This is a genomic window from Aliagarivorans taiwanensis DSM 22990, assembly GCF_000429505.1.
GTDB classification, from domain to species: Bacteria; Pseudomonadota; Gammaproteobacteria; order Enterobacterales; family Celerinatantimonadaceae; genus Aliagarivorans; species Aliagarivorans taiwanensis.
This window is the reverse complement of the sequence record NZ_AUBZ01000020.1, coordinates 1-25,502: the sequence shown is the minus strand read 5'-3', so window position 1 is coordinate 25,502 and position 25,502 is coordinate 1. Positions and strand designations below refer to the sequence as shown.

Here is a 25,502-nt window from a genome sequence, read left to right as displayed (position 1 = left end):
GGCCCTAGTTAGGCCCATGCAGTCGCAATGCTAAGCCCGAGTCACGTTGGGTGTACGACTCGCAGCAGCCCAACAAGCTTCGGCGGTTTGCAAACAGTGTTAAGGCCTTTTTCGCTCGAGTGATCGCGGTATATAGCAACTCCTTAACGAGCAAACTACTAAAGCCTGGCTCCTCGGGTAGGCAGATTGCCACGGCAGAAAACTCCGAGCCCTGCGACTTATGAATAGTCATCGCAAAGGCCGTGTCATGGCGTGGCAAGCGTGCAGGCAAAATCCGTCGAGTAGTGCCATCTACGCCCGCAAAATGTACGTAAAGTTGCCCTGACGCAGGGTCAAGCAAGGTAATACCGATATCACCATTGTAGAGTTTCAACTGGTGATCATTACGGGTGATCATCACCGGCCGCCCCGGATAGAACTCTTGCTGTCGCGAGATCAAGTCGCGAGCCGCTAAGCGCTTCTCGATGGCTAGGTTCACCTCCAAAGTCCCCAGCTCGCCCTTGCGACTAGCACACAGCACGCGGAACTGCTCAAAGCTATTCAGCACGGCAAGGGGCTCACCATCGAGCATCGCTAAATAGTCTTGATAGTGACTAACGGCTAATTCTACCGTGTGCTTAAGCAGATGTTCTTGGACCCAATTGATATCGTCAAGCTCGCGCTCTTGCAGCAAGCTAAGGGCCTGTCGACTGTCGCCTGCGTTCACCGCACTTGCCAAGCTGCCAATGCCACCGCCAAAGCGCCAGCTCTTTTGCAGCATGGTCAGGCTATCGGCCACTGGCGATACCGCACGGATATGCTGCTGCAGCTCTGCCCCGGTCGCCGCCCCCAAGAATTCCGCCTGAGCTTTGCTATAGCTCATCAGCGCTCCACCGGCTGTGGGGCGGATCACCGAGCACACGTCACCTAATATACTCCCCGCCTCCACCGAGCTCAGCTGGTCTTTATCGCCGAGTAAGATCAGGCGGCAATGGCGAGGAAGCGCTGCCAGCAGCTTGGCCATCATCGACAGGTCGATCATCGAGGCTTCATCGACCACTAGCACATCAGCGTGCAGTGGCGCATCTTGATCGTGGCGAAAGTGAATAGAGCCGGGGATCGGTCCTAATAGACGATGTAAGGTACTGGCCTGCTCGGGGATTAAGTCCACCAGGCCAGCATCCAGCGTTAATGACGATTTGGCATTGCGGATCGACTCGCTCATACGCACAGCCGCTTTACCGGTAGGCGCCGCCATACGGATTACTAACGACTCGGGCTTCTCATGCAAAGCTAGCAAACTGGCCAACAAGCGAATTACCGTGGTGGTTTTACCGGTACCCGGGCCACCGGTAATCACCGACAGCCCACTACGGCAAGCACTGGCACAAGCGAGCTGTTGCCAATTTGGCTGCTCACCTGCCTCAAATAACTGACCAAGCAGGCCGTGTAAGCGCGCATCATCGACCGAATGCTGGATAGTAGCGCGCTCCACCAAGCTGTTCGCTACCTGCGTTTCATAGAACCAATAACGCCCGAGATATAGCCGGCCGAACTCGACCACTAAGGGCAACGCGCACTCAGCCCTTTTCTCCGCCCGTCTAGGCTCGCCTGCTACACCAGACGCTTGTAGTGTAACTGCCCAGCTATTCGCGTCGGGAAACTGGTAGCCAGCGTGTCCTTCAAAGACCACTAGTTGGCTGTGCTGGTAGTGCTCCAAACGAATACATACGTGGCCATCACCCTGACGCTGACTAAGCAGCAGCGCACTGTAGAACACCAGCTCATGATGGGCACTGGCCTGCTCTGCAATAAATCGGGCAAAGCGCCAGTCGATGGCTCTTAGCTGGCCCCGCTCGCAGGCCTCAGTAAACGCCGCGTGGTCGATAAAGGAAAGGTGCTCTGGTTGCTTAAGCATGACTGCTTCCTCCCAGTAATCGATCCAAGGCCTCTATCAGCGCCAGCGGCGGCTTGATAAATAACTGACCATAGCCGCCCTCCGTGCCATCAATGCCGCGTAAGAACAGATACAAGGCCCCGCCAAAGTCGCGCTGATAGTCATAATCGGCAAGTTGCTGCTTAAGGAAGCGATGCATCGCCACACAATAAAACAACAGCTGGGCATCATAACGATGATCGGCCATCGCATGGCTCATCGCTTGCTCGCTATAGTCCTCAGTGCAATCGCCCAAATAGTTACTCTTGTAGTCGCACACGTAGTAACGACCGTTGGCCTCAAAGCTAAGGTCGATAAAACCGCGCATCAGGCCATGAAAGCGACTGAAGTCGAGCCCGGCAACGTTCTGGGCGAGCAAGGGGTACTCCTTTAATAAGCGGTTAAACTGCTCGGCGCTCACGCTGCCATCAACTGACAGCATAAACTCCATCTCTGGCAATACTTGCCTCAATTCGAGTGATGCCAAGCTAACGACGTTCTCATCGTCAAGCATTAAGGGCGTAGTCATCACCGTGCTTAGCCAGTTTGCTACCACGGCAGGCCACGGCGCCTCAACACTCAAGCCAGCCCGCTGCATGGCATCTTCGGCCAGCGATTCCACTGCCCGAAGGTCCAAGCGCTGAAGATCCCCTGCGTTACCTTGGAACAGCGCTTCTAGGATATCGTGTAAGGCATTACCCGCATCAGCCCCTTTGGCAAAGCTAAACTGGGTGGGCTCAGGCGCCAGCGGCAGCGGAGAATCAAGTTCTACTTCTATCGAGCTTTGCTCTTCTAACACCTCATCCCCAGCCCCCGGCTCGAGCTCCGGGCTATGAAGCTTTCTGGCCATGGCAGAATAAGAGGTTAAGCGCCAGCCTTTATCGATGGTGCCGTCAAAGCGCTTGGCGGGCGATCTACTTTGCTCGCCATCTTCATTGGCCTGATACCGACTAAAAGCGTCACTCGGCTTGGCTAAGGCAACCAGCCCGCTGTTTTGCGCTACCAACTGTGCGAGGGCTTCATCCCGTTCTGCCACGTCACCGCCCGGACAATTAAGTATGTAATCCAGTGCCGTGATACCTTTGGGCTTACTCAGCGCAGCTACGCCCAAGTAACAGGCAAAGCCTGCACGGGTGATTGCCACATAAAGAAGTCGCAAGTCTTCGGCCAATCGTTCGGTATCGGCAATCTCCAAGTTCTGCTGCTGGCCACTAAAATCGACGGTGGTTTCGCCCTGTTGTGGGAACACGGCCAACTTTGGCTGACGACTGGCCAAGGCATAGGGCAGCATCACTACCGGATACTCCAAGCCTTTACTGGCGTGAATGGTGACGATTTGCACCAGATCGCGGTCACTTTCCAGATAGCGTTGCTGACCACCGTACTGTTGGGTGTCAGCGCCGCTTAACAACTGTTGAAACAGATTGAGCAAGGCCTGCTCGCCTTGCAGTGCGCTAGCATAGTGCTGCAACAGCTCACAGCAATGCAGCAGATCGGCCATCTGCCGTTCACCTTGTAGTGGGTCGGCTAACAGTTGAGCAGGTATTTGATAGATCTCCATCCAACTGAGTAGCGCCGCCATCACCCCTTGCTGTTGCCATAACTGCTGCAGATCGCTGAAATGGCCAAGGTGTTGCTGCCAGCTGAGTTCATCTTCGCGAAGTACTGACAGCTCCTTGGCGCTTTTGGCGCACAGAGGCAGCGCCATAGCCGCCATCACCAAGCGCTCGTTACGTGGCTCATACATCGCCAATAAAACGCGATATACCGCCTCGGCGGTGGCGGTGCTAAACACGCTGTCGCGCGATTGAAATACCGAGCGCACCCCGCGCAAGCGCAGTTGGGCAGAGATCTTCTCTGCCTCGAAGCGGCTACGCACCAGTACCGCAATATCGCCGGGATTAAGCCTGCGCTCGCCGAGCGTGGCGCGATCCTTAACGGCAAGGTTGAGCATATCGGTGATCTGCTGGGCACAGCAGCGTGCGGCGCAATCGCCGACCATAGTGTCTTCATCAAACTGCCAGATCTGTAGACTTGGCTGCGCCTGACCGTCTAGCTCAAGTGCGCCCTTATTGCCCTGATCGTGACTTTTTACCGCACTAAAAGGGATCTGCGCGTCAATAAAAGCCGAGTCCTTACATGCGCTAAACAAGGCATTGGTCGCCGCCACCATGGATGCTGCCGAGCGGTAGTTCTTATCGAGTGTGTAGTGCGCCGCTTGCTGGGTATCTTGCTTGGCTTCCACATAGGTATGGATATCGGCGCCGCGAAAGGCGTAGATGGACTGCTTAGGGTCGCCAATCATCATCCAGCTACAGTCGTCGTGGTTAAACAGCTGCTCAAAAATGGCAAACTGCAGCGGATCGGTGTCTTGGAACTCGTCGATAAGCGCAACTGGGTATTGCTGGCGCAACTGCTTAGCGATCCGCTCGCCGCTCTCGGGCTGGGCCAACAGCTCGGCCAAACGGGTCATCAGATCATCGGGGCTTTGCAGGCTCAGTCGCGCCTTCTCATGGGCCAATTGCTTGGCAAGATAATCCAGCGCCTGACTTTTCAATGCCGCCGCGATATCCAACTCGCTGGCTGCGGCTTGCCATTGCTGCAACAGCGCGCGGCAATGGCTTAGGTCCACATCCAGCCCCTTGTCATCGGCCGTAGCGACTTTTTCAGCGATATAGTCGAAGGCCACTCGGCTGGCTTTCGAGGGTTGCGCCGCTTCGCTGTCGTCGATAATGGCTGCGCAGTGCTTATCGATGGTTTTGCGGTTTAAGCGCGGCAAAGAGGCAATCTCGACTGCCACTTGCTCCAAGTTATCTTTGATAGCAGCTACAAAGCCTTGCCAAGCCTGCTTACTGCCCGCCAAGCGCTGAACCACCGCACTTGCCGGATCGACTGCTAATGGCTTGGGCGACAAGTTGAGTGATTTTCGCGATAGCAAAGGATATAGCGTTGGGAACAAGGCATCCGGCTCCTTGCATCCCAGCGCGCTCACCACCGCTTGGTAATCCTCACCGCGCAGTGGGTAGATGGCTTGGCGCCAGAAATCGGCCAGACATTGTTTGGCCAACAGGCTATCGTCTTCTAGTAGCTGGCTCTGCGCACTAGGCGATGCGGTGACTTGCTGATCGCTCAGCGCCCGGTGACAAAAACCATGAATGGTAAAAATCGCCGCCTCGTCCATCGACTTTTCAGCGGCATACAGGCGCTTAAGCACCTGTTCGCGCTCATCGGCATAGCGTTCCAGCAGATCGTCGATGATCTCATCGCCCTCGCTGGGCTTGCCCTTAAAACAGTTCACCGCACTGTGTAGTCGCGCTCGTATCCGCTCGCGTAGCTCGGCAGTGGCAGCACGGGTGAAGGTCACCACCAGTATATTTTCCGGCGTAAGGCTGCGCCGCAAAGGCTGCTCCACCACATAGCGCAGGTACAAACTGGCAATGGTATACGTTTTACCGGTACCGGCGCTGGCTTCGATAATACTGCGCCCGGGCAGCGGGACGGTCTTGGCATTAAGGACCTGCATGTGCGCCCTCCTGCTCTAAGAACTTAAAGAAAGCGCTGTGGCTTAACATATCGGTTTGCTTCTTCCTAACTTCATGCCATTGGGTGTGTTGCTCAATTGGTTTAAGCAAGGTCGCGCAATGCTTAACAAACTCGGGATAAACCGGCGCAAGCAAAGGATGGCAACGCTGAATATAAGGGTCGTTACCATCGCCTTTATGGGCAGAGTAGATGTCCTGCGGTGCCCAGGCCGCTTCGAGTTTTTGCTGCAATGCCTCGGGCTCTAACCGTTGATTGGCAAGCCAGCTAAACCCGCTGTTTAAAAAGAATGGCAGCGCGCGGTGCTGGGCTGATGTAAATACGCCAATGGCTTGCTGCAAATACTCCAGCGCCAGCTCTTGTGGCAACGCGCGATAGAGCAAGGCCTTGCCATCATCGATAAGTACGCTATCGGCAGATACCCCAAGGGCCGCACTTACCAGATGCTGCAGCCAGCCATGCAATCGGTCTTTAGCGCTAAGATTGCCGTTTTTCACCCGCCATAGCCGTCCCTCGATGGGTGCGACCGTTTGGCCCAGTAGCTCGGGCAAATCATCGCCAAGGCTTAGCCGAAACTCTTGCGGCACAGACGGATTGCGCAGCGCATCCGGCAGATATTCCATCAGCGAATCGCTAGCAGAGATGGCCTCTTCCAATTTGCGCTCACCGGCATCCCCCACCGGTAAACTGCCGGTTAATCCTTGCTGGCGTTTAAAGCCCGGCACATTTTGGTAGTAAAAACGACTCACAAAGGCCTGTTGCTTGAGCTGCCAACCGCTTAGCGCATCTAGCGCAAACGGCTCGCTATCAGGTACTTGCTCTGCAACCCCGTCGAAGTACACGCCCAATCGGCGCTGCAGAAAATAGCGGCAAGGGTTGCTCAGCGCTGCGGCAACTTCACTGAGTTCGACGCGCAAGCGCTGTTCGACGCTTTCCTGTGCACCTAATTCGGCATCACTAAAGGGCTCAGGTAGTTGCGGCTGAACCGCCCAAAACTGCGAGTAGGAGTGCAGCGGCGACCCTTGTTGGTAGTACTGGGCGTTAAACGCTTGCAAGGGATGCTCAAAGGTCATGGCATGCAAAACCTGCTTACCGGCTTTGTCGGGCGCTAAGCACTCATCGCCGCTCACCAGCCACGACTCAGCAATATAGTCTCGCAGCTCCATCAACAGCACCGACGGCGGCAGCTCTTGGTCGCTGCGAATATCCTTGCCCACCCATGAGATATGCAAATGCTGGCGGCAAGAAAGCAAAGCTTCAAGGAACAGGTAGCGGTCGTCTAACCGGCGCGAACGGTCGCCACGACGCCGCTGCTTTTGCATCAAATCAAAACTGATAGTGGGGTTTTGCCGCGGGAAGTCGCCGTCGTTCATGCCGAGCAGGCAGACAACCTTAAACGGGATACTACGCATCGGCATTAGGCTGCAAAAGTTAATCGCCCCCGCTTTAAAGCGGCGACTGGACTGGGCAGCGTTGAGGGTATCGAACAGTAGCTCTCGGACAATCTCCCGCGATACCGGCTGCTCATAGCCGGTCTGCTCTTGGGTATCGCGAAACGCCTGCATCGCCTCAACCACCGCCTTAATATCGCGGCTACCTTGCTCATCGGCGATATAGAAGTCACTTAGCACCTGATTAACACATTCCAGCCACTGCTCAGCAGTATGACTTTGGGTAAGTAACTCACTGGTCTGCTCAAGCCGCTCGATAAAAAGGCTGAACTTACCCAGCGCCTGTGCCTGTGCGCCCTCAATCTCATCGAAGGGCAAGGTGTCGGCGTAATCGCCCATGCTTGGGTGCATCGCATAGCCGAGTAGCATGCGCTTGAGACCAAATAGCCAGCTATTTTGCTCAAAATCCCCCACCCCAAACTGAGCGCGGTGCTCCGCATCTACGCCCCAGCGCACGCCCACATCGCGTAGCCAGTGCTTGAGCAAATCAAACTCATCTTCGCTAATGTCGAAGCGCGCCAAGGTGGCGGGCACTTCCAGCAGCGCCAGTACCTCGCTTAAGCCAAAGCGGCTCTCAGGCAAGCTAAAGATCTGCAGCAGAGAGTTGGCCAACACCGATTGCTGAACTGCCGACAAATCACTAATGCTAAACGGAAAGCTCGGGCGTTGCGGATTATAGGCAAACACTCCGCGGATAAATGGCGCGTAGATCGACACATCGGGCATCATCACCACAACATCGTTGGGACTAAGGCTTGGGTCGCTGTCAAACAGCGCAAACAGTTGGTCTTTTAATACTTCCAGCTCGCGCAGTGGTGAGTAGCACTGGTGGAAACGCAGATTAGCCAGTTCCGCTTGCTCAAACGCTTGCTTGTCGTCATTCGATGAGAGCTGTTGCGGGCTCAGGGCATCGAACTGACCACGACACTCAAGATGAAGGATCTGCTGCTGCAAGTAGTTAAGCGCGCCTGTTGATGGGAACGGGAAATACTGCTCGTACAAGTCGCTCTCTAGCTTTTCCAGCATCAAAGACAAGTTCTCTCGCCCTAAGCCACCGAAGGATGCCAGCAGCGGGTTGCCCACCAGGTAGTAATGATCGCTATCGAGATCTTCAAGCTTACCCACCAGCTTGCTGGCTTCGATCTTGGCCAGCGCCTTTTCATCGACAATATCCAGCCAAAAGTGCTCACAGGGGTTGAGTTGAAACCAGTGAATATCGATATGCTTGGCCAGGGCATTAAGCAGCAACATGGTTTGCTCTGGCAGCGAGCTTAAGCCAAAGATGGCAATACGCGGCGGTAGCCCACGGATCTGTAGGTGATCACTGTGATCTAATACCTCAAGAGTTTGCTGCAACAAGCGTCCCCGGTGTAGGTCTGACCCCGCCCTAGCGGTGATATCGTTGCTCACCATCCGCCACAAGCGCGCCTGCCATTGCTGCTGATCACCTAAGCCCTCGACCTGCTCGTCTTGCTCCCAACTGGCAATCCAACCTGGGCGATACATCAGGTATTGGTCGAAGGTATCGGCGATGGTTGAACACAGGCTAAACAGCTTTTGCTGTTGCCGCTCAGGCTGGGCATCTGCCAGTTCACTTTGCATCCATTGGAACTCGGGTTCGCTCATATGCTGCGGCAGCAGGCGCATCAGGGTCCAGGTCATAGCCGATTTAGCAAATGGGCTCTGCTCAGGTAGTGAGCTAAACGCTTGCTTAAAGATCTGCCACAAAAAGGATGAGGGTAGCGGAAACTGGATGTTGGCTGCGATGCCCTGCTTTTCGGCAAGCGAGATCTTAAGCCACTGCGCCATATCCGGGTTTTGCACCAAGATCTGCTCAGGTTCGAACACCGAGCAACCCGCCGGTCGCTGCTGATAGACATCGGCTAAGGTGTCGAGCAGCTTTTCGGTCAGGTTGGATTGATAGATAGTTAGCATTCTGGGTTGGGCGAGATAGTTATTCTTTTTAGGTAACGTGTAGCTTACCCGTATGTATCAACGAAACAAACCACTACGTTGCGCTAAGATTTTGTTAGATCACAGAATTCACGCTGCCTACCCTGGCCACTTTTCAACCCGATTGAGTTGTTACCACTTTCGGATTAGTTTAAGTAATCATAACAGCGTATTTTTCCTAAGCTTTCTTGAGAGAAGCAGATACTGATTTTTGATATATTTCAGCGCATTAACCCACCTATAAGAGTTAAAACATGCTGTCCGATTTAAAAATCTCCCAACAAGCCACCCTAAAACCAATTAGTGAAATCGCCAAGCAGGCGGGCATTCCTGATCAAGCCTTGATCCCTCAAGGCGCATCGAAAGCCAAAGTAAACCTCAACCTGCTAAAGGACAGCAGCGATAACGCACAGGGTAAATTGGTACTGGTGACCGCCATCACCCCAACCCCGCTGGGTGAAGGCAAAACCGTTACCACCATTGGCTTGTCGCAAGGCTTGAAGAAGCTCAATCAAAAGGTGATGGCCTGTATTCGCCAGCCATCGATGGGCCCGGTATTTGGTGTTAAAGGCGGTGCTGCTGGTGGCGGTTACAGCCAAGTGGCGCCGATGGAAGAGCTTAACCTGCACCTCACCGGTGACATCCACGCCGTTTCTGCCGCCCACAACTTGGGTGCCGCCGCTATCGATGCGCGTCTATACCACGAAGAGCGTTTGGGCGAAGGCTTTACTGCGAAAACTGGCCTTGAGCGCCTGAACATCGATATCGAGCGTATTACCTGGCGCCGTGTGGTCGATATGAACGACCGTTGCCTGCGCCGCATCAAGGTCGGCATCAACCGCGAAGGCTCTACCGTAAACGGTATCGAGCGCGAGTCGGGCTTTGATATCACCGCCGCCTCTGAGCTAATGGCGATTCTGGCGCTGGCCACCGACCTTAAAGATCTACGCAAGCGCATCGGTCAAGCGGTGATGGCCTACAACACCGATGGTCAGCCTATTACTGCCGAGCAGCTACAAGTTGCCGGTGCCATGGCTGCCATTATGAAAGACGCCGCTCAGCCTACCCTAATGCAGACCCTCGAAGGCGTGCCTACCCTGCTACATGCTGGCCCATTTGCCAACATCGCCCACGGTAACTCATCTATCATTGCTGATCGCATTGCACTGAGCCTTAGCGATATCGTGGTAACTGAAGGCGGCTTCGGCTCCGACATGGGCTTTGAGAAGGCCTGTAACATCAAAGCACGTGCGGCGGATAAAGGCCCAGATGCGGGTGTGGTCGTTGCTACCCTGCGCGGCCTAAAAGCCAACTCAGGTAAATACGACCTGCGTCCGGGCCAAGCCCTGCCAGAAGCGATCTTCGAAGCAGATAACGATGCGTTAGAAGCAGGCTTTGCCAACCTTAAATGGCACATCGAGAACGTGAAGCGTTATGGCCTGCCGGTTGTGGTTGCGATTAACCGCTTCCCGCAAGATACCGACCAAGAGCTGGAGTTGCTGGCTAGTTGGGTGCGTGAGCTGGGCGCGAAAGTGGCTATCTCTGAGGCCTTTGTTAAAGGCGGCGATGGTGCTACTGAACTGGCCGAGCAAGTGCTGCTGGCACTGAACGAATCCGAGCAGTTCAAGCCGCTATACGATGTGGAGCAAAGCATCGAAGCCAAGCTGCTGACTATGGTAGAAGCCGGTTACGGCGGTGCAGGTATCGAGCTTAGCGAACAAGCCAAAGCGGATATCGCCCAGCTTAGCGAGAACGGCTTCGCCAACCTGCCACTGTGCATGGCCAAGAGCCCGCTGTCGATTAGCCACGATCCCTCACTGAAGGGCGCACCGACTGGCTTTACCGTACCAATCCGCGAGCTAAAACTGTGCGCGGGCGCAGGCTTTATCTACGTGCTGACCGGAAACGTGCTGACCATGCCAGGCCTGCCAGAGCGCCCCGGCTACCTGAACATCGATATCGATGAAGATGGCAATATTGTGGGTATCGACGAGTAAGGCGCTCACTTAACGCAGTAGCGCTCCCTCAATACTCTTATCAAGCCCGCAACTGCGGGCTTTTTTCGCCGCTAAGTTGGCTATTGCTGTAGGGCCCTGTTCAAGGCAGACTTTGGCTATCTCTTAAATCAAGGAACGACATGCTAAACGCCATCCACCACACTGCACTTATCTGCTCTGATTATCAGCGTTCGAAACACTTCTACAGCGAAGTACTCGGTCTTACCATTGTCTCCGAGTATTACCGCGAACATCGCGATTCCTACAAATTAGATTTAGCCCTGCCCGATGGCAGCCGCGTCGAGCTGTTTAGCTTTGCCAACCCACCAGCACGTCTGAGCCATCCTGAAGCCAGTGGCCTGCGCCATTTGGCGTTTAGCGTAACGAATCTTGACGATGTGGTGAGTAAACTTACTGCACAAGGCATTGAGGTGGAGCCGATCCGCGTCGATGAGCTCACAGACAAGCGTTTTACCTTCTTTGCCGATCCCGACGGCTTGCCCTTAGAGCTTTATGAAGAGTAAAAAAACTAAGTAGCTGATCAAAGCCTAAAACGACAAAAGCTCGGAGAACCCGAGCTTTTGCTTAAACAGAGCAGCTAATAAGGCGCTTAGTCGCCAAGCTGCTGCGCCTGAATAGAGCTCACCGCATCCGCTGCCAGATTACGCTTCAGCAGTAACTCACCAGCCACCGCCAAGCGGTGATGCTTGCGGCACACCGATACATAGCGATCTTCGCCGCCAATCTCGGTTTGGGCGCCAGCGCTCATAGCGCGGCCTTGAGCATCAACCCGCGCCACCATGGTTGCCTTGCGGCCACAGAAACACACGCCTTTGATCTCTTCAATGCGCTCAGCCCAGGCCAACAGCCAACGGCTTCCCTCGAACAGTTCGCCAAGGAAGTCAGTACGCAGACCATAGGCCAGTACCGGGATATTCAGCTCGTCGACCACTTGGCAAAGTTGCTCCACCTGCTCTTTGCTGAGAAACTGAGACTCATCCACCAAGATGCAATCGAGTCGCTTGCCCTGCTCGGCAATCACCTCTTTCACTACCTCAAACAGGTTTAAGCCATTATCGAAAGGATGCGCCGGCGCACTTAAACCGATGCGCGAAGAGATAATGCCCTTTTGGATACGGTCATCGATGGCCGCCGTAAACAAATAAGTGCTCATATGACGTTCGATGTAGTTAAAGTTTGCCTGAAGCAGGTGGCTGGATTTACCCGCATTCATGGAAGAGTAGTAGTAGTGCAGAGAAGCCATGTAAAACCCGTGATTAAGATTGCAGTGCGCGAATGCCAGCATTGTATGCGCTGTCAAAGCCCGGCGATTTTACCTAGCCGCTTTGGCATTTTCCAACCTTTCTGCACCGCAGTGTGAATAGCCAACAGGCATACCCTCAGGGCGGCCTCGCAAAAGCTTACTCGCGACAAGGGCTTGCCCTAAACGCCATGCTGGTTAAACTAAGCGCTTACAGAAAAAAGAGTGTTGTTATGGCCTACCGAATTATTCCAGTTACTCCTTTTGCCCAGAACGCCAGCATCATCTGGTGTGAACAAACCCAAAAAGCCGCCATTGTCGATCCCGGCGGCGACCCAAAAGACTTGCAAGACGCCGTTGAAGAACTCGGTGTTGAGGTTGAGAAGATTTTGCTTACCCATGGCCATCTCGACCATGTTGGCGCCACCGAGATTATCGCCCAGCGCTTTGCCGCGCCGATTGTCGGCCCACAGCAAGCCGATGATTTTTGGCTAAGCCAGCTGCCTATGCAAAGCCAGATGTTTGGCTTCCCACGGGTGGAGAGCTTTGCCCCTAGCCAATGGCTAGAGCATGGTGAAGTAGTGACCATCGGTGAAATGGAGCTCGAAGTGCGCCACACGCCGGGGCACACGCCGGGCCACGTGGTGTTTATTGATCATGCCGCTAAGCTTGCCATAGTAGGCGATGTGCTGTTCAAGCGCTCCATCGGCCGCACCGACTTCCCTCAGGGTGATCTCCCAACCTTGATCAAAGCGATCAACGAGCAGTTATACAGCTTGGATGATGATTACCAGTTCATTCCCGGTCACGGCCCAATGTCGACCATTGGCGAAGAGAAACGGATGAACCCGTTCACTCGCTAGATTACTAAAAGGCCGCATCAGCGGCCTTTGTTGTATCGAACAGACCAACTACAAAACCTGTGTAAGCCCGTCTGTAAATGCGTCGAAGTGACGAGGCACTAGTCCTAACACCTTTTCTACATTACCACTCACTGTTACGACTACGCCTTAGCAGTTTCAGTAGTTAAGCTTGCCACCGTTTCGCGTAACTTAGCCTGCAACTCAGAGTTAGTCAGCCGCTGCTCAGCTAGGTCGAAGTTATCGTAAAAGCTTGGGATTGAGAGCGAGCCTTTCACCTCGGCGGCAAAGTAAGGTGCGCTGGTCACTGCCGCGCCCAGTACCGACTGTGCGCCACCCGGGCCCGGCGAGGTTGCAAGATAGACCGCTTGCTTGCCTTGGAACACCTTCTGGTCAATCCGCGAGGTCCAGTCGAATAGGTTCTTGTAGGCGGCGGTATAGCTGCCGTTGTGTTCGGCAAAGGCGATAATCAGGGCATCGGCGCTACCGATTTTATCGAAGAAGGCTTGCGCTAATACCGGTACCCCGCCAGCCGCTTCGCGGTCGCTGCTGTACAGAGGCATCTCGTAATCATTGATGTCGAGCACTTCTATCTCTGCGCCTTCTACAAAGGTCGCTGCATAGGTCGCCAGCTGACGGTTAATCGATTGGGCGCTGTTAGATGCTGCAAATACCAGTAGTTTCATGATTCATCCTTAGTGAGTTTGCCGAGTCGGCGACACCATGTGTTTAACTTGTAAACACTATAATTCCCTTTTCATATTTGATTAATGGGGCAAATGTGTAAGAATTATTTCCATATGACTCGCAATAAGCTGTGAATGCCTCAATTCCCGCTTATCGAAAGACAGGGACGACGATGAATAGCCAACTGTTCGATGGCATGGTGATCTTCACGGAATTGGTTAAACAAGGCAGTTTTACCAAGGCCGCACAAAAGCTTGAACACTCCACTTCGTACATCAGCAAAGAGCTGACCAAATTGGAAGAGCGTTTGGGTGTGCGGTTATTGCAGCGCAGCACCCGCTCGTTAAACCTCACCGCCGAAGGCCAGCTCTACTACGCCCAAGCCGAACAGCTGGTAGACGATGCCGCAGCGCTGGAGCGCGCCATGCAGGGCCAGCAGGCCAGCCCATCCGGCGTACTACGAATAAGTTGCCCCACCAGCTTTGGCATCAACACTCTGCCGAGGTTCTTAGAGCACTTTAACCAGCGCTACCCCAGAGTCAGTTTCGATATCGAACTGAACGATAAGAAGGCCGACCTGATTGCCGATGGCTTCGATTTAGCGATCCGCGCCACCACCGCACTGGACGACTCCAGCCTGATCAGCCGCAAATTCGCCACCTTTCGCGCGGTCATGGTAGCGTCGCCAGCCTATTTAGAGCGCTTTGGTACGCCGCAAACCCCAGATGACCTGCGCAATCACAAGCTTATCTGCTACAGCAACTTGCCCAACTACAACCAGTGGCGCTTTACCGGCCCCGACGGCCATCAGACTGAACTGGCACTCCATAGTTTTGTGGCAACCAATAGCTCGCAGCTAGAGGTTGAGTTATGTGTCGCGGGGCAAGGCATTATGCGTATGCCGGAGTTTAACTTAGGCGATGAGCTGAGCAGCGGCAGGCTGGTGGAGATCTTAACGGATTACCCAAGCGGCGATGTGGATGTGTATTTGGTGTACCCGAATCGAAAGCATATGTCTTCGAAGGTGCGAAGCTTTATTGAAATGTTTTTGGAGCACAAGGAGTGTATTGGGGCGGGGCTTGTTAGTGGTAGCTAATGGATCTATCTGGTCACGATCAGTTGTCTCCCTACTATAGGTTTACTCAAGCATCACTGCTTAGTCCCATTTTTGTTAGTGAATTTTCGCCTCTTTCACACCGTTTAGATCGTGTCGAATGATCTAACTTATGTTAGATAGGATTTTCATATAGTGATAAAGTTGATAACAAAGGCGCGATACATTGAAAACTGACCGGGGTCAAAGATTGCATTTTGCACTCGAGTAAACGGTTATCATAAAAGGAGGCAATACAATGGAATGCAGCTCATGCGGAAGTCAAACATCAATTAATTTTGGCGATGCTTCAATGGTTTTGTGCCAGTCTTGTGACTATGCGAAAAAGTCTGGCAAAGAAGTGAAACCAGAAGAAAGCAGCCGTTCGTCAATGGATCCAACAGATTCCTATAGTGTTTTATCTAACTACTCCACAGCTATAGGCGTTTCAAAATTTCTTGGTTATTGCGGCTGGTTTACCGTCGTAGTTGGCGTGATTGTAGCGTTTGCAGGGTTAAGTCAAGTCAGTAGATATGCAAACGGTATTCAGCAACTTTTTGCCCTCGGTCCTGGTGTTGGAGTCGCGATATCTGGTTTGTTCATGGTTGCGGCTGCACAAGTAACAAGAGCGGTTGTAGATACAGCCGATAACTCGAGGAAGATGCTGTCTATTATGGAGGCAACAATTTCCTCACAGTCCAAAAACTAACAATAGTAATCAAGCTGCTCGCTTTACTCGCCGGATCGGCCATAGACCGGTCCGCTGTTACTGGCATTTTGTGCAAAAAATGATGCTCCAATCCGATATACGATCCACTTGGCTCACAATATACGCTGATAACCACCTGTTACTTAAGCGCACTATGCTGGCAGTAGCTAAGTTAATATCATCCTAATTTATAGCTTAAACTTGGATAACCAATAGTTTTAGGTAGCAAAGAATCGCTACGGAAACTTATTGGTTTACTTGCGAAGATAATGTAGCGCAACTGTCAAAACCCGAAAATAGTGCAAACGGCTCATTGCTTTAACTGAGCTGGTATAGGTTACCAACCTATCTGGCGTTTGCTTTGTAGTTGTAGGGACTCATATTTGAGTAACAAACACATCAAATAGACACCATCGCCACTGTGTGGATGGACGCGCTGACACGCCCTGCCGCTTTGGGCGTTGATAAATCTACCTGCTAACGCACAAGCGTAAACTCCCACAAAGCACTAGAAGGCATGTCCCCACGCCTTCTGGTTTACGCTCAACCCTACTCCGCCAACGTCAACGGCGGCAATGGCGCACTGCGCAGCGGCTCATCAACCATATCATTCACTTCCAGCCAGGTATCTACATCGCTGTCGAATACGTGGGGGCTGCCGGTAATCGGGTGTGTGCCGGTCCAGAACTCGATACTGTTTAGCACCATTGCATCGCCCATTAAGGTGAAGGCGTAGACTGGCGAAAGCGCGATATTCAGGCCACCTCGGGCATAGCGGTTATCTACCGCTTCAACGTTTTTCTCCAGCAGCATGCCGGTTAGCACGTTACTGCCAACACAACCGCTTAGCAGGCCGGGTAATACCAAGGCCAGTCCCAATTTCTGTAAGTCTTTTAACCGCATTTTGGCTCCAATAGTCGTGCGCTCTGTGGCGCACTTGAAATAGTGCGCCGATGATACACACAAGCACTGGCAGGTTCACGGTAACGCGAACCGTTCGCTTATTAATTCGACTAAATGAGCGATTTAGTGAAGCTAGCTTGGCGACAGGCTTTAGAACTGGGCCTTGGGCCGCGTTTAGAAGCCGAGTACATCCAGCACAAAAAATGGTGCCAACAGCACTACCACGGAGCCTAGCAGGCACACTAGGCTCAGACCAAATACGCGCCAGTTGGAATGAAATACATGGTTAGGTGAGTCGATAATCGCCTGTTTGGTCATTTGATGGCGCTCAGCTACCATGCGGCCTACCAACACGTAGCACACAGTAAACGCCGTACTCGGGAAGCCGTCTGGCAATAAGGGCAAGAACACCCACATGGCCACGATGGCAATCAAACCGATCACCAAGGTCTCCTTTTTGAGCGCATCGTTCTTCAGCACCGCAAAGTTCACCATCAGAAAATAGATAACCGCCACCGGGCCACCTAGCGCGGAGGCCGCACCGATTTGGTTAGGCGAGTACATTTTTGTTGGGTTGATTGCTTGTGGTGAAGCGGGTGTTGAGAGATTAGGAGAGTGAGAAGAATTGTGTGCTTCCACGCGAGTGTTCCTTGAGTTTGTTCGATGAATCAAGCATGCCCAAATGGCGCTACATTGCCTAGCTGAATTTTAGATATTATTTTTATATATCAATAGCTTAAAGCGAGCATGCAGGCATGAATTATTACACACTTAAGGGCTGTTACGCTATCATCTCAATCTCGACGATCTTGGAACGAGTCATCACCACCTTCCAGCGCTGGATCACCGGCTGATCATCATCGTCGGTACTGCGAATAATCAGGTTAATAAGATGGCGTTTCTCTACCGATTCTTTAAGCACCTTGCCCTCTTTGAGTCGATAAACCCGCTGAGAGCCTTTTTCCATAAGCCGGGAGAATACCCGTAGATCTAACAGCATGGACTCGCGGGTTTTCTCGTAGCCACTGAGAAAACGAGTGCTACTGAGGTTGGCGCGGCTTTTGTAACGCAGCACTACTTCTTCTTTTTGCGAGACCTTGCCGCGGCGGGCCTTCTGAATATCGCGATCTAGTTTGCGAAAGCTTAGATATTCCAACCACTCGAGCTTTCTGCCGAGCGGCTTGCCCGAGGTGCCATCGAGATAAGTTTTACGCCACTTCGGTCGACCTTTGTTGATCACCCGCCATAGCGCATTGGTCACATCGTCCTTAAACACTTCGCGCAGCGCATAAATACCCGATAGCGTCACCACCAGCAGCAAGGTCACTCCATCCAGATAAGAGCGCGCTTGTAGCACCATGTAAGAGACGAACAGCATCACAAAGGCGGTGGCGCCGGCCTTTACCCATTTCTTGGTGTTTAGGCTGAGGTCGAGCGTTTTCTCGCGCAGGGTGACCGGGTATTCAATCAAGCGGCGCAGCAGGCGCATCTTGTTCGATAGTCGGGTCATATCCTTCATGGCATGGCGCGAGTTGTACTCACGGGCCTTGCGATACTCCGCTTCGGCATTAACGGTGGCCAGCAGTTGCTCTTTGGTATCGCCATACATGCCGCCGCGCGGTAGGTGCGCCACCAGCGACAGGCAGCGTTGCTCGGTAAACCACGACAAGTAGTTATCGATGTTTTCGAAATACTTAAGCAAATGCGCATCGCTGGGCTTGTTGCGGCGCAGCTTACGCAAAATGCTCTCGGCCAGCTCGCGCTGCTCGCTCACCAAATCCCAGAACTCATTGGCCTGGTAGGCCTCGTCCAGCATGTCGTCATGCTCCTGGTTGTCGCGCTTTTGCAGTACAAAGGGGTGCTTAAGCAAGCGGTGAGCGGTTTTCTCTAGCGCGATAACATATTGGTAGGCATACAGACTCAGGCTCAGTCGGTACTGCTCAGGTGGTAGCTTGCCGCGCGATGCCAAGCGGCTATGTACCAAGGGGAGCTGGTTCTTGTCGCTGTAGTAGGTGCGCTTACTGTGGATGGCGGCGTGGTAGAACTCGTCTTCAGATAACAGCTTTGGGCTTAGTTCCAACTCGCCCGGCACAAACAGAAAGATCTCCAGCTCACCCTGTTTGCTCTCGCTTTGCACGTGCGCAATGCGCAGTTGCATGCCATCTCGCTGTTCTACTGTTACCAATCGCCTACTCCCGTTATTGCTGCGGCATATCTGCGTATGCTCGGTTTAGGTGCGAGATAATAGCATTTCACCGCAGAAAATCCCCGTGGCATCAGCAATCTAAGCGAGCAACCAAGGAAATACCCAACACCAAGGAGTAACTAGGCTAAGTTTTTACTATTCCCTATCACAAAGGAGGTGCTGTGGGGACGTTTGTATTAAACACAGCCGCGACGGAATCACTTCACCCAGAGCTTCAGACTGTTTATAGCCAGCTACAAGGTCAACTACTGGGCAAATCGACGGTGATCAAGCAGGCTATGGCCTGCTTGCTGGCCGGTGGGCATTTGCTATTGGAAGACTTGCCCGGTGTGGGCAAGACCAGCTTGGCCAAATGGTTAGGCAGTAGCTTTGGCATGAGCTTCCAGCGGATCCAGTTCACCAGCGACCTGTTGCCCGCCGACATTATTGGGGTGTCGATTTTCGAGCAGAGTGAACAAGCCTTCCGCTTTCACCCCGGTCCGCTATTCCATCAGCTGATTTTGGCCGACGAGCTCAATCGCGCCAGCCCTCGCACCCAAAGTGCATTGCTGGAGGCCATGGAAGAAGGCCAAGTCAGCGTGGATGGTGTAAACCACACACTGCCCAGCCCCTTCTTTGTTATTGCAACCCAAAACCCCCACGAGCAACTGGGTACCTTCGAGCTGCCCGAATCGCAACTCGATCGTTTTGCGATGCGCCTTAGCATCGGCTTTCCCGATGCCGATAGCGAGCTGGAGATGCTCAAGCAAAGCAATCAAGCGGCGCGCTCAGATAGCCCACTAGTGGTTGAGCAACTGCCGCAACTGCAAGCCCAGAGCCAACAGGTGCATGCCAGCGATGCCCTGCTCGGCTACCTGCTGCGGCTTATCCATGCCAGTCGCACGCTCGAGCATGCTCGCCCGCTCTCTCCGCGCTGCTCAAAGACTCTGCTAGCGTGTGCCCGCGCCTGGGCATTTATCCATCACCGCAAACACGTCGAGCCAGAAGACTTGCAAGCGGTATTTGTGGCAGTAAGCGCCCATCGGCTAGGACGCGGAGAGCAAGGTGTGCAGTTCGCCAGCCAACTGCTAGGCGGTGTGGCCCCCTACCATGATCTCGAATAGCAAGCGCCGCCTGTTTGACCGTGAGCGCTGGTTAAGGCGCAGGCTTCCTCCAGCGGCGTCCACACAACTCGGGCGGCGCAACCTGTTTATTCTGCCCACCGGTTTTGGCTGCTGCTACCTGATTGGGGTGCTGGTGCTGTACTTACTGTCGACCAACTATCAGAACAACCTAGTGCTACTGTTGGCGCTGTTTCTGCTGGTGCTATGGGTGGTGACTTTACACCTATGCCACTTCAACCTGTCGGGGCTGCAAGTCACGCGTAAAACTCGCCCGCTCGGACTTGCCGGCGACACACTGGTGTTGGAGCTGCAGATTCACAAACCCGCTAGCCTGCGTGGTTTGGCGCTGGCGGGCTCAATTAGCGGGCTTAGCGACCAGCATTGGCGGTTGGATGACGGCCATGCCAGCCTCAGTTTCACCCTCGACCAACGAGGTGTGTATCCACTGCCTAGGCTAAAGCTTTCCAGCAGCTTCCCCTTTGGGCTGTTTCGATGCTGGACCTGGCTCGACTTAGACTGTGAGAGTATCGTCGCGCCGACGCCAGAGCCCGGTTACCCCTGCCCTCGTGGGGGTGAGCAAGAAGCTACAAACCACACTACCCAAAGTCATACCCTGCAAGACGAGTTCGCCGGACTTGTTCCCTACCGCACAGGCGAGCGCTTAAGTTTGCTCTCATGGAAGGCCTTAGCGGCCGGGCGCGGCCTACAACGAAAGAGCTTCGAGTCTTACCACGCGCAAGCACTAGTGTTGGACGAGTCGAGTTTACAGCAGCTTGAGCGAGAGCTTCGTTATCGAGTGTTGTGCCACTGGGTGTTACAACTCAGCCAGCAAGGGCAACGTTTCTCGCTTAGCGTTGCAGGCCAGCAACTCCCAATGGGTGAAGGCGAAGCCCAAAAGCAGGCAGCTTTAGAGATGCTGGCGAGGGCGCCGCGATGAGCCCCCTCAAGCCGGCCACGCAAGCGCCCGACCAGCGCAAGGCAGCATTGACGTACTTGCCCCTTGGCAAGGCGCAGTCTCTGCTCTTTTTGCAGTGTTTTATCGCTACCAGCTTGCTGCTTTGGTCGGTGGCGCCGTTATGGCTGTTAGCTACCGGTGGCGTGCTTGGCCTTTGGCGCTGGCGCTTAAGCCAAGGGCGTGCGCCGGATTGTCCGCGTTGGCTCAAGCTACTGATCACGCTAGCCATGGCGCTTTTGACCATCGCCAGCAGTTGGCAACAGGGGCAATTCGAGATCGCGGTGAATGTGGTGATGCTTGGCTACTGCCTAAAGCTCCTCGAGCTGCGCCAGCGCCGCGATTTGCAAGCGTTTGTACTGTGTGGCTGGATACTGGCCGCCCTAGCGCTGCTGCTTAATGTTGCGATTGTCTATGCAGTGCTAGCGTGTGTTAGCCTGCTGCTGCACCTACTGTTACTGCTTAGTGCTGATGTACCGCTATCATTGCCGCTGTTACGTCGACTCGCGCTGTGGAGCGGCTCAGCCCTGCCGCTAACCGCGGTGCTGTTTGTAGTGTTGCCACGGCTTGGCCCATTGTGGCAAATGCCAACGCTGCAATCAGCCACCACCGGATTATCCGAGCAAGTACGGCCCGGGGATATCAGCCAACTTATCCGCTCCGACCGCTTAGCCTTTCGCGCAACCTTTGACACCCCGCAATCAGATTCACAGCAGTTCTATTGGCGCGCCTTAGTGCTCGATCAGTTCGATGGGGAAAGCTGGTCGCGCAGCAATCACGCTAAGCTACTTCGCACATCGGGCGAGCTTAGCTGGACTGCAGGCGGCATGCCCTACTCGATTATCTATCAGCCCAGCGATGGCGTGTGGGCACCGAGCCTTTGGCCCAGTATGGTATCGCAAGGTGCACTGCGGCTAACCCGCGACAACAGCTGGCAACGCCGCACCAGCATTAACCAGCGTAGTCAAGCATCGTTTATTTGGCTAAGCAATGCGCCAGATGAGACACTCGCACCAAGCCTATTACGCCGGCTAAGCACCCTTCCCGCGAACACCGAGCAACGAATAGTTAGCCTCGCCGAGCAGTTCGCCGCCGCCCCTCAACCCTTAGCGGCCATGCGCGACTGGTTCTTACAAGCACCCTTTGGCTACACCCTAAATCCGCCCACCTATCCGGGCAGCCAAGGCCTGGGCGATTTCCTGTTCGAAGGCCAACTGGGATTTTGCGTGCACTACGCTCAGGCGGTGGCGGTGCTGGCCCGCAGCATGGGCTATCCCGCGCGGATGGTAGCGGGCTATCTTGGTGGCGAGTGGAACACCCAGCGTAAGGTGATCACCGTACGTGACTACGACGCTCACGCCTGGGCTGAGATATGGGTAGACGGCAAATGGCAGCAGATTGACGCAACAGGCTGGATAGCGCCTGAACGGGTGCAACTGGGCCTACAGCAAAGTGCTGAGCATGCTAATCAATGGCGGGAACTATCGCCATTCGGTAGCCGCCTGTGGTACAGCCAACAGCTGTTGGCATTGCGTTCCTTGCTAGAGCGTGCTGATTATCTGTGGGCCCAGTGGGTAGTCAACTTTGATAGCAATCGACAAAACCAGCTTCTCGATGAGTTGCAGCGCCGATTTAGTTTAGACAGCTTGCTGGTATTAAGCGTGGGTCTGCTATCTACCGCAGCCGCCCTCACCTTGCTGCTGTTTGCTCGCCCTTGGCAGTGGCGCGTACCCGATCTACCATTGTTGCGACTGAGAATGCAGCTAAGTTATTGGCGACTAAGGGGAAGGCAGCGCGCGCCAAACGAAACCTTAAAGCAGTTTTGCCAGCGCCTTCGCACTGAAACTCCTCGTGCCACAAGACGCTTGGAACTAGCGGTAGATGCCTACTATCGCAGCCGTTATCACAGCAACACATAAGCAAGTAACAGCAGGCCAAGGCGGTGTTTGCTTGCGCAAGTCAGAACCGCCACTCAATTTAACGCACAAGGACGTGTAATGGTCGATTTAGTGATTTATGACGAGTCAGAGTTTAGTGAGATTGAGCAACAGCTCTCCGCCCTGCTAGAACAGCGAGAGGCGTTCTTCCTCCCGTATACAAGCTCACTTGAGGTGCCTGAACAGGCGTGTCACATCTGCTGGCTGTTTCTTAGTGATGAACAGCTACGCAGCACGCTGCCGCTGTTCCTTGAAAGTGAAACGCAACTGGCGGTGCTGCCCCACCCTAACGCGGCCATGGCCAGTAAGGGCTTAGCGCTGGATAGCAAGTTAGACCAAGCAGTAGATCACTACCTGCAGGTAGAACCAGAAGCGGTGGACCTGCTGATGTGTAACCAACTGCCAGTTCTGCAATCGGTGACCATCGGCGACATGTATGGCTTTGTTCCCGGCGCTGAAGTATCGGGCTTTAAGGCCAAACTGCTCAAATTTAAGCACTACATAAGCAAACTTAGCAGCATTCAACCGAAGGCCTATCATCTAACCACGCGTAATAACGAAGCATTCTGTACAGCCGCCGTTGGGATAACAGTGGTAGAGCACGGCCGTAACTCTACCATTGGAAAACGCCTGCTCAGTGACTCCCACCTTAACGACGGCATGTTTCATATCTTGCTCTTAGCGCCACGCAGTGTAATGGAGTTACTCGCTGTGATGCTAGTGGCGCTGTTTGCCCGTCAACAAGCCACCTTGCCGCGCAGCGTGGGCACACTCAAAACCGACGAGCTAAAAATTGCCTGCGATCCGGGTATAGAATACAGCCACGATGGAACCAGCATGTGTTCACGCGAGCTCAGCTTTACCAACCACCCACGAGCGCTTCAGTTGCTGCCTTCGAGCAAGCTAAGTATTGAACGAGCAGCTACCCCGGAAAAAGAATCGCGACGTATGCAACACCTACCAAAAGGCGAAGGCATCACAGAGCTTTGCGCCAAGCCACTGCGCTGGGTCGCCCACGCAGCTCAAGATGACTTCCGAGAGCTCTACCAAACCCTAAGAGAGCAAGCGAGCCCCTCTCCGGTGTTCCTCACCTTAATGATCCTCTCGACCTTACTCGCCTCGCTGGGGCTGTTTGCTGACTCACCGCCGGTGATCATCGGTGCGATGATCCTCGCACCTTTGATGGGGCCAATCATCTCGCTGTCCATGGCACTCGCGCGGCAAGATGAAAGTTTGCTTAAAGGCAGTGTCACCACGCTAAGCACGGGCTTGGGATTGGCTCTGCTGTTTGCGGTACTGTGCACTTGGTTGTTACCGCTGCAACACACCACCAGCGAGATTGCAGCGCGAGTAAGCCCAACTTTGTTAGACCTTGGCGTCGCAGTGATATCCGGTATCGCGGGCGCTTATGCCCATGCGCGTGCTGCTGTTACCAAAAGCTTGGCTGGGGTAGCCATCGCCGTCGCACTTGTTCCCCCGTTAGCAGTAGCGGGTATTGGCCTGGGCTGGATGGAGGTTGAGCTAGTCGCCGGTGCATTGCTACTGTTTCTGACCAACTTAGCCGGCATAGTGCTGGCCGCAGCCGCAACCTTTTTGGTACTGGGCTTTGCCCCCTTCAAGCGCGCCCGCAAAGGTTTGCTGTTCTCGGCTTTAGCGGTCGCTCTGGTGAGTGTTCCACTGGCCATTAGCTTCAACAAAATGGCGCAAAAGACACAAGTTAACGAGGCGTTAGAAGGCTTTACCAGCGGCAAGATAATGATTCAACGGGTGCAAGTGCTACAGGTGGACCCGCTAACTATTAAGCTCGATATTGTCAGCTCGACACCACTTGAGGCCGAAGATTACCTCGAGTTAAAACAACTGGTTGAGCAACGGATTGGCGAAGGTGCAGAGCTTCAGGTAGATAGCTCTTTGCGTTTGTGAGTATTTAAGCCTCCCCTCGCAATCTTCAGAGGCTAAGCCATAGGCGTGTGTAGATCTGCCAGACAAGCAACGAGCGGGTGCTCGCGGTGTACTGCTATGTATCAAGCTGAACGTTAATGGCATTAGCCCGGCACCACTCGATAACCGCTGATTTAAGCGCTTCCTCTTCAAATCGATACCACTGTTCAATCAGGCCATTTGCGGTAAGCAAGTCTTTAAAGCGTGAGTAAGCGCCACGCCGAGAGAACATGTGGTGCACGTGCTCTAGCCGTTCCGGTAAGCTCTGGGCGGTAAACGTAAACACAAGTCGCTGTCCTAAGTCGAGATCTCGTGCGGAGGGGATTTCGATGTAAATGGGGTTATCGTAAGCATCGTCAGGAAACTCATCGCTATCAATGGCATCGCCAGCGTACAACAGCTGCCCCGTTGCTGTATGCAAGACGACAGCGTTATCAAGAGCCTCGCCAAAGGACACAAAATCGACGGCTACGACTACGTCGCTGAGTTTTACTGTGATTGCTCTATCACTTGGCATACTTAACTCCTGCCTGGACACGACCTGTAAAGCCGCAGCGGGGTTGTGAGTCAGCATTGTGCGCTGATTGGCCACTGGAGCAGCCCAACCGACACAGCATGGCAGGTGATGCCCCAAACGCGCAGCGTCTCACAAACTAAGTGACCAGTTTAGCGAACTCGCCTTGATTGATGACAACAGCAGCAAAGCTGCCATGATTGGAACTAGCCGCAACTTAACCAGCGCTTCGCCGCCCCCATACCGCGGATACGCAGCTGATGATGGCAGGCTTTGTACCGGAGCAGGCTGGTATCGCGCCCGACTACAGTGCCAAAATCCTTCTCCAACTGAGTGGTTAACACCAGCCAACACTCGGCATCGATACTTAAACGCTGCAATATAGTGTAGTGGCATAGTGAATTTGGCCACCTGAATAGACGAAGTGATAGACTCACTTCCGGACAAAAGGTGGTAGAAATGAAGAACACAAGACCGACA

The 25,502-nt window shown here is 53.8% G+C and carries 18 protein-coding genes and 1 pseudogene; 9 read left to right on the top strand and 10 right to left on the bottom strand.

The window, feature by feature from the left end; genetic code table 11:
- Positions 1-4: 4 nt before the first annotated feature.
- The 3 genes from recD to recC are packed head-to-tail and all read right to left on the bottom strand — an operon-like array spanning position 5 to position 8,841.
- Entirely contained in the window at positions 5-1,897 is a 1,893-nt protein-coding gene (gene recD / locus G462_RS0110685; protein WP_051326681.1) for an exodeoxyribonuclease V subunit alpha, read from the bottom strand.
- On the bottom strand, positions 1,890-5,438 hold the full coding sequence (gene recB / locus G462_RS0110680) for an exodeoxyribonuclease V subunit beta (RefSeq protein WP_026958986.1): 3,549 nt from the start codon (positions 5,436-5,438) through the stop codon (positions 1,890-1,892). Before recB ends, recD begins: the two co-directional genes overlap by 8 nt.
- The gene (gene recC / locus G462_RS0110675) at positions 5,425-8,841 is read right to left on the bottom strand and encodes an exodeoxyribonuclease V subunit gamma (RefSeq protein ID WP_026958985.1); all 3,417 of its coding nucleotides are present in this window, start codon (positions 8,839-8,841) and stop codon (positions 5,425-5,427) included. Before recC ends, recB begins: the two co-directional genes overlap by 14 nt.
- Before the next feature lie 272 nt (positions 8,842-9,113).
- On the opposite strand from recC, the gene G462_RS0110670 reads away from it, so the two are divergent.
- Positions 9,114-10,856 carry a formate--tetrahydrofolate ligase gene (locus tag G462_RS0110670; protein WP_026958984.1) on the top strand — a complete coding sequence of 581 codons (1,743 nt, stop codon included), beginning with the start codon at positions 9,114-9,116 and terminating at the stop codon, positions 10,854-10,856.
- Positions 10,857-10,996: 140 nt separating this feature from the next.
- Positions 10,997-11,380 carry an SMU1112c/YaeR family gloxylase I-like metalloprotein gene (gene gloA2 / locus G462_RS0110665; protein ID WP_026958983.1) on the top strand — a complete coding sequence of 128 codons (384 nt, stop codon included), beginning with the start codon at positions 10,997-10,999 and terminating at the stop codon, positions 11,378-11,380.
- 86 nt (positions 11,381-11,466) lie between these two features.
- Here the strand turns inward: gloA2 and G462_RS22495 are convergent, their stop codons facing one another.
- The gene (locus tag G462_RS22495) at positions 11,467-12,120 is read right to left on the bottom strand and encodes a thymidine kinase (RefSeq protein WP_051326680.1); all 654 of its coding nucleotides are present in this window, start codon (positions 12,118-12,120) and stop codon (positions 11,467-11,469) included.
- Positions 12,121-12,350: 230 nt separating this feature from the next.
- On the opposite strand from G462_RS22495, the gene G462_RS0110655 reads away from it, so the two are divergent.
- A complete protein-coding gene (locus G462_RS0110655; RefSeq protein WP_026958982.1) occupies positions 12,351-12,980 on the top strand; it encodes an MBL fold metallo-hydrolase in 630 nt (209 codons plus the stop codon).
- Between the two features lie 140 nt (positions 12,981-13,120).
- Here the strand turns inward: G462_RS0110655 and G462_RS0110650 are convergent, their stop codons facing one another.
- Positions 13,121-13,663: an NADPH-dependent FMN reductase gene (locus tag G462_RS0110650; RefSeq protein ID WP_026958981.1), complete on the bottom strand. Its 543-nt coding sequence runs from the start codon at positions 13,661-13,663 to the stop codon at positions 13,121-13,123.
- A gap of 173 nt (positions 13,664-13,836) precedes the next feature.
- Here G462_RS0110650 and G462_RS0110645 point away from each other — a divergent pair, with 173 nt between their 5' ends.
- Complete coding sequence (locus tag G462_RS0110645; RefSeq protein ID WP_026958980.1) at positions 13,837-14,760, top strand: LysR family transcriptional regulator; 924 nt, start codon at positions 13,837-13,839, stop codon at positions 14,758-14,760.
- Positions 14,761-15,016: 256 nt separating this feature from the next.
- Entirely contained in the window at positions 15,017-15,466 is a 450-nt protein-coding gene (locus tag G462_RS22490) for a hypothetical protein (protein WP_157378602.1), read from the top strand.
- Positions 15,467-16,015: 549 nt separating this feature from the next.
- Here the strand turns inward: G462_RS22490 and G462_RS22485 are convergent.
- The 3 genes from G462_RS22485 to G462_RS0110625 all read right to left on the bottom strand — a co-directional run bounded on the left by G462_RS22485 (position 16,016) and on the right by G462_RS0110625 (position 18,554).
- Positions 16,016-16,369, bottom strand: a complete 354-nt coding sequence (locus G462_RS22485; RefSeq protein ID WP_051326679.1) for a DUF3332 family protein — start codon at positions 16,367-16,369, stop codon at positions 16,016-16,018.
- Between the two features lie 174 nt (positions 16,370-16,543).
- Positions 16,544-17,008 (bottom strand): hypothetical protein, encoded by a 465-nt coding sequence (locus tag G462_RS22480; protein WP_157378601.1) that lies wholly within the window; start codon positions 17,006-17,008, stop codon positions 16,544-16,546.
- Positions 17,009-17,150: 142 nt separating this feature from the next.
- Positions 17,151-18,554, bottom strand: a complete 1,404-nt coding sequence (locus tag G462_RS0110625) for a hypothetical protein (protein ID WP_026958979.1) — start codon at positions 18,552-18,554, stop codon at positions 17,151-17,153.
- 269 nt (positions 18,555-18,823) lie between these two features.
- On the opposite strand from G462_RS0110625, the gene G462_RS0110620 reads away from it, so the two are divergent.
- From G462_RS0110620 to G462_RS0110605, 4 genes are all read left to right on the top strand, one after another.
- Positions 18,824-19,678: an AAA family ATPase gene (locus G462_RS0110620; RefSeq protein WP_245579554.1), complete on the top strand. Its 855-nt coding sequence runs from the start codon at positions 18,824-18,826 to the stop codon at positions 19,676-19,678.
- Positions 19,665-20,615 carry a DUF58 domain-containing protein gene (locus G462_RS0110615; RefSeq protein WP_026958977.1) on the top strand — a complete coding sequence of 317 codons (951 nt, stop codon included), beginning with the start codon at positions 19,665-19,667 and terminating at the stop codon, positions 20,613-20,615. The genes G462_RS0110620 and G462_RS0110615 overlap by 14 nt, the downstream gene beginning before the upstream one ends.
- Positions 20,612-22,549: a transglutaminase TgpA family protein gene (locus tag G462_RS0110610; RefSeq protein ID WP_026958976.1), complete on the top strand. Its 1,938-nt coding sequence runs from the start codon at positions 20,612-20,614 to the stop codon at positions 22,547-22,549. Before G462_RS0110615 ends, G462_RS0110610 begins: the two co-directional genes overlap by 4 nt.
- A 78-nt stretch (positions 22,550-22,627) precedes the next feature.
- Positions 22,628-24,490 carry a TIGR00341 family protein gene (locus tag G462_RS0110605; RefSeq protein ID WP_026958975.1) on the top strand — a complete coding sequence of 621 codons (1,863 nt, stop codon included), beginning with the start codon at positions 22,628-22,630 and terminating at the stop codon, positions 24,488-24,490.
- A gap of 94 nt (positions 24,491-24,584) precedes the next feature.
- On the opposite strand, the gene G462_RS0110600 is transcribed toward G462_RS0110605, so the two are convergent.
- Together G462_RS0110600 and G462_RS24770 are read right to left on the bottom strand one after the other, a co-directional pair.
- Positions 24,585-25,025 carry a UPF0158 family protein gene (locus G462_RS0110600; RefSeq protein ID WP_026958974.1) on the bottom strand — a complete coding sequence of 147 codons (441 nt, stop codon included), beginning with the start codon at positions 25,023-25,025 and terminating at the stop codon, positions 24,585-24,587.
- Positions 25,026-25,228: 203 nt separating this feature from the next.
- Positions 25,229-25,502 (bottom strand): annotated as a pseudogene (locus G462_RS24770) (hypothetical protein); the annotation flags it as partial.